This window comes from Streptomyces sp. NPDC059455 (genome assembly GCF_042750115.1).
In the GTDB taxonomy this organism is placed as follows: domain Bacteria; phylum Actinomycetota; class Actinomycetes; order Streptomycetales; family Streptomycetaceae; genus Streptomyces; species Streptomyces endocoffeicus.
Map to the genome: position 1 here is coordinate 39,535 of NZ_JBHYVB010000077.1, position 4,681 is coordinate 44,215.

Sequence of the window (4,681 nt, forward strand, 5' to 3'; positions counted from 1 at the left end):
CTGCCCTCGGCCCGCCCCGCAACCGGCTCAAACACCGCTTACCGGTCCACGGCATGTATCCGGTGGAGTTCGGCATCGAGATCGCCGACCGGGTCACAGGCCGCCGGCTCCTGGCCGAAAGGCACCACTCGGTCCGTCCGGTCGAGGAAGGCCACCAGAGGAGCGGCCCCGGCCCGGAACAGCGCCCGTTCACAACCCACTTGGAGTCTGATGAAGACGTCCGAAAGCCCCTCGGGAGAGGCGGGGGCGATACGCACATCCCCCTCGCCGGTGGGTCTGCTCAACCCGTCCAGCAGCAGCTCCCGCGCGAAAGCCCAGCTCACCGGCGCGTCACCGGGCAAATGGAAGGTGATCTCGACGGCATAGGGATCGCTGCTGTCGTAGGACAGCTCGACCGGGATCCGGAAGGAGAGATCCTGCGAGACCAGGAAGGTCATCGTCACTTCCGCCTGAACTGTGTCACGCATCTCACGCATCGTTCGCCGCCCCGGGTTGTTTGCGCTTCGCCGACTCTGGAGCGTAGCGACTCGATTGCGGTGCGGAGTCGGTTTGCCTCGTGTGAGGGAACGAAAATGGCCAGTGTTGCCGTGAGGAGACCCGCGGGGCCGGGCGGCGCGGACGGCGCGGGCCCGGTGGGCGGGAGATCGGGGCCGGCGCACCGGCCGTATCGAAGATCGCTGTCGTCAACAGGCACCCCCGGGGTGTTGTTGCGAGGCAGACGCCGAAGGAAGAACGCCGAGGACTCGCACTGTAACGGCAGGGGTGGCGCCGGGCGGTGCTCCCGCCCCGGCGGTGTCCCTCGCGCGGCGTATCCGCGCGCGGTGGGGTGCGCAGGGCCCGCGGGGACGCGTCAGGCCCTGGGTGACGCGGCGAGCGCCGCGGGGCGGGTCAGGAAGTGAATTTCCGTACGACGTAGATCAGCCCGGCGATCAGCACCACCAGCAGCAGCGCCTTGAATACGAGGCTCACCACGAACCCGATCACGCTCATGACCAGGCCGCCGAACACGGCGAGGACGAGGACCGGTATCGCGATCCAGGTCACCCACCACGGCAAGCCCTGGAATATCCCCTTCGTGGTCACGTAACTCCCTGCTTTCTCTCCGAGCCGTGGGTCCGGACGCCGACGGCCGGTCTTCCCTGCCGTCGATGCTAGGACGGGACGGAGGCGCGCGGGCGGCCCACGCCCCCCGTCCTCCCCTGACCGGACCCCTACGGGACCGGCCTGCCACACATCGGCTCCGCGATGGACAAGCCCCGGACCGGGGGCAGCTCGCCGACCCCGGCGGCATCAGGCCCCGGGACGGCCTCAGCCCTCCGGCGGCGAGAACACCACCAGCACCCTCAGGTCCTCGGTGATGTGGTGGAACTTGTGCGCCGTGCCCGCCGGGACGTACACCACGCTGCCCCGCCCCACCTGTGTCGTCTCCATCCCCACCGTGACCGACGCCCGGCCGCTCATCACGACGTACACCTCGTCCTGACCGTGCGGCGACTGCGGGTCGGCCTGGCCCGCGTTCAGCGCGTACAGCCCCACGGACATGTTCCGCTCGCGCAGGAACTGCAGATACGCGCCGTCGTTCGCGGCCCGCTCCGCCTCCAGCTCATCCAGCCGGAACGCCTTCATTCGCCTCTCCACCCCTGCCTGACCCATGCCTACGGTGCCCCTGCCTGCGCAGGGGCCTGTCTGCGACGATCTCAACCATGAAGAATTTTCTCGTCAAGACGATCGCGAACGCCGGCGCCCTCGGTGTCGCCATCTGGCTGCTCAAGGACATCACGCTGACCGGTGACAACACCGGCCGCCAAGCGCTCACCCTCATTCTCGTGGCGCTGGTCTTCGGCGTGGTGAACGTGGTGGTCAAGCCGATCGTCAAACTGCTGGCCTTCCCGCTGTTCATCCTGACCCTCGGGCTGATCACGCTGGTGATCAACGCCCTGATGCTGTTGTTGACCTCCTGGCTGGCCGGAAAGCTCGACCTGAGCTTCGAGGTCGACGGCTTCGGCACGGCGGTGCTCGGTGGCCTGATCGTCTCCATAGTCGCGTGGGCCCTGCATGTCGTACTGCCCGATGACAAGGACTGATCACGGCCGGAGATGATGGAAGGCATGAGAGACCCGTCGCCCTACCGTGTCTGCTTTGTCTGCACCGGCAACATATGCCGCTCGCCGATGGCCGAATCCGTCTTCCGCGCCCATGCCTCGGAGGCCGGGCTGGACGGCCTCGTCGAGGTGGACAGCGCGGGCACCGGGCCCTGGCACGAGGGCGACGGGGCCGACCGCCGCGCCATCGACGTACTGACCGCCCATGGCTATGAGCAGGATCACATCGCGCGCCAGTTCCGGGCCGAGTGGTTCGATCGCCTCGATCTGGTGATCGCACTGGACAGCGGCCATATGCACGAGCTGCGGGCGCTCGCGCCCACCCCGCACGACGCCGCGAAGGTGCGGCTGCTGCGGAGCTACGACCCGGACGCGGACCACGACGCGCTGGGCGGCCTCGATGTGCCGGACCCGTACTTCGGCGGGCTGGACGACTTCGAGGAGTGCATGGAGATGGTCGAGGCCGCGAGCGGCGGGCTGCTGGACGCGGTCGCCGAGGCCATCGACGCCTCGGCGGAGGCCGTGGAGAGCGTCAGTGCCGAGAACGCGCCGGCCGCCGATGGCCCGGGCGCGGGAAAGGAATCCGCATGACCGGCGACGGCACCCGCATGACCGGCGACGGCACCCGCACCGTACGGGCCGGACTGCCCGAGGCCGAGGCGTACGAGCCGACGCTGCCGGGCCCGGTCTTCGCCGCCCACTACCACCTCCCCGGCGACCCCGTCGGCCCCTACACCTACGGCCGGGACGCCAACCCCACCTGGTCCCTGCTGGAACGGGCGATCAGCGAGCTGGAGTCGCCGGGCACCGACGCCGAGACGGTCGTCTTCTCCTCCGGTATGGGCGCGATCTCGGCCGTACTGCTGTCGCAGCTGCGCCAGGGCGACGCGGCCGTGCTGCCGTCCGACGGCTATCAGCTGCTCCCGGCGCTGATCGAGCGGCTGACGGGCTACGGAGTCACGGTGCGCACCGCCCCGACCGGCGAGGACGCCCAGCTGACCGCCCTGGAGACCCTGGGCGACCGGACGAAGCTGCTGTGGCTGGAAACCCCGTCCAATCCCGGACTGGACGTCTGCGACATCCGCCGGCTCGCCGAGGCCGCGCACGCCCGGGGCGCGCTGGTCGCCGTCGACAACACCCTCGCCACCCCGCTGGGCCAGCGCCCGCTGGAGCTCGGCGCCGACTTCGCCGTGGGGAGCGGCACCAAGGCGCTCACCGGCCATGGCGATGTGCTGCTCGGCTATGTGACCTGCCGCGATCCCCGGCTCACCGCGGAGGTGCGGGCCTGGCGCAAGACGGTGGGCGCGATCCCCGGCCCCATGGAGGCATGGCTCGCCCACCGCTCCCTGGCCACCCTCCAGCTGCGCGTCGACCGCCAGGCGGCGACCGCGCTGGCCCTCGCCGAGGCGCTGCGCGACCGCCCCGAGATCACCGGGCTGCGCCACCCCGGACTGCCGACCGACCCCTCCCACCAGGTGGCGGCCGGGCAGATGCGCGGCGGGCGCTTCGGCTGTGTGGTCTCCTTCACCCTGCCGGACAAGGAGCACGCGGAGCGCTTTCTGACCGCGCTGCGGCTGGTGGACGACGCCACCAGCTTCGGCGGGGTGCGCTCCACGGCGGAGCGGCGCGGACGGTGGGGCGGCGACGCGGTGCCCGAGGGTTTCATCCGGTTCTCGGTGGGCGTGGAGGACGCGGACGATCTGCTCGCCGATGTGCTGCGGGCGCTCGATACGGCATCCGACCCGGACGCGGTATCCGACCCGGGCCTGGCAGCAGGCACGGACCCGGCATCGGGCACGGCAAGCACCGGGGCGGATGGCTGAAAGCGGGCGGATATGCCTGTGCGGGCGTCTCAAGCCTCCCCCCTCGTGGCTTGAGACGCCCCGGTTCTTCTCGTGGAGAACCGCTCGAACAAGGCTAGTTGACTCAGCGTCAGTGTCCAATCACAGTAGCGACATGGACCTATCGGCATATTTATAGTTGGCATGCGTGCGGGGCGCGACGAGGCGAGGGGAACCGCATGGATCTGGCCCTCTTACGCACCTTTGTCGCGGTTCACCGCGCCGGGTCCTTCACCCGCGCCGCCGGGCTGCTCGGGCTCTCCCAGCCCGCTGTCACCGGCCAGATACGCACCCTGGAGCGGCAGCTCGGCCGCCCCCTGTTCCTCCGTACGGCGCGCGGCGTCGTCCCCACCACCGTCGGGGACGAACTCGCCCACAAGGCCGCGCCGCATCTCGACGCCCTCGTGGAGATCGCCGAGGAAGGTCTGGACGACCGCTCGGCGCTGCGCACCCTGCATCTCGCGGGCCCTCCGGAGTTCACCGCGCTGCGTGCCCTGCCCGCGCTGACCACCCTGGTCACCCAGGGGCTGGCGGTGCGCTGCACCTTCGGCAGCGCCGAGGAGCTGTTCGAGGGGCTGGGCGCCGGCCATCACGACCTGGCCATCACCACCGCCCGGCCACGGGGGCGGCTGCTGGCCGCCACCCCGCTGTGCGACGAGGAGCATGTGCTGGTCGCGGCCCCGCGCGCGGGGCCGCGGGGCGCGGGGCCCCCGCGGGGCGCGCGCTCTGGGGGTGAGG

General features: G+C 70.8%; 7 protein-coding genes. 4 read left to right on the top strand and 3 right to left on the bottom strand.

Annotated features, from left to right (window positions below):
- Nucleotides 1-38 precede the first annotated feature (38 nt).
- The 3 genes from ACFXB5_RS25815 to ACFXB5_RS25825 all read right to left on the bottom strand — a co-directional run bounded on the left by ACFXB5_RS25815 (nt 39) and on the right by ACFXB5_RS25825 (nt 1,626).
- A complete protein-coding gene (locus ACFXB5_RS25815; RefSeq protein ID WP_385211905.1) occupies nt 39-467 on the bottom strand; it encodes an SsgA family sporulation/cell division regulator in 429 nt (142 codons plus the stop codon).
- A 421-nt stretch (nt 468-888) separates the two neighbouring features.
- A complete protein-coding gene (locus ACFXB5_RS25820; RefSeq protein WP_201856541.1) occupies nt 889-1,083 on the bottom strand; it encodes a DUF5326 family protein in 195 nt (64 codons plus the stop codon).
- A gap of 225 nt (nt 1,084-1,308) precedes the next feature.
- Nucleotides 1,309-1,626 (bottom strand): cupin domain-containing protein, encoded by a 318-nt coding sequence (locus tag ACFXB5_RS25825; RefSeq protein ID WP_201856542.1) that lies wholly within the window; start codon nt 1,624-1,626, stop codon nt 1,309-1,311.
- 77 nt (nt 1,627-1,703) lie between these two features.
- On the opposite strand from ACFXB5_RS25825, the gene ACFXB5_RS25830 reads away from it, so the two are divergent.
- From ACFXB5_RS25830 to ACFXB5_RS25845, 4 genes are all read left to right on the top strand, one after another.
- On the top strand, nt 1,704-2,084 hold the full coding sequence (locus ACFXB5_RS25830; protein ID WP_385211907.1) for a phage holin family protein: 381 nt from the start codon (nt 1,704-1,706) through the stop codon (nt 2,082-2,084).
- A gap of 24 nt (nt 2,085-2,108) precedes the next feature.
- The gene (locus ACFXB5_RS25835; RefSeq protein WP_385211909.1) at nt 2,109-2,693 is read left to right on the top strand and encodes a low molecular weight protein-tyrosine-phosphatase; all 585 of its coding nucleotides are present in this window, start codon (nt 2,109-2,111) and stop codon (nt 2,691-2,693) included.
- A gap of 17 nt (nt 2,694-2,710) precedes the next feature.
- The gene (locus ACFXB5_RS25840) at nt 2,711-3,925 is read left to right on the top strand and encodes a cystathionine gamma-lyase (RefSeq protein WP_385211921.1); all 1,215 of its coding nucleotides are present in this window, start codon (nt 2,711-2,713) and stop codon (nt 3,923-3,925) included.
- A 197-nt stretch (nt 3,926-4,122) separates the two neighbouring features.
- A partial coding sequence (locus ACFXB5_RS25845; protein ID WP_385211911.1) for a LysR family transcriptional regulator occupies nt 4,123-4,681 on the top strand: 559 nt, incomplete at its 3' end.

Bases quoted from the DNA above. Each gene is read 5' to 3' on its own strand.
- ACFXB5_RS25815 (WP_385211905.1), bottom strand. From the start codon at position 467: ATGCGTGACACAGTTCAGGCGGAAGTGACGATGACCTTCCTGGTCTCG.
- ACFXB5_RS25825 (WP_201856542.1), bottom strand. From the start codon at position 1,626: ATGAAGGCGTTCCGGCTGGATGAGCTGGAGGCGGAGCGGGCCGCGAAC.
- ACFXB5_RS25830 (WP_385211907.1), top strand. From the start codon at position 1,704: ATGAAGAATTTTCTCGTCAAGACGATCGCGAACGCCGGCGCCCTCGGT.
- ACFXB5_RS25835 (WP_385211909.1), top strand. From the start codon at position 2,109: ATGAGAGACCCGTCGCCCTACCGTGTCTGCTTTGTCTGCACCGGCAAC.
- ACFXB5_RS25840 (WP_385211921.1), top strand. From the start codon at position 2,711: ATGACCGGCGACGGCACCCGCACCGTACGGGCCGGACTGCCCGAGGCC.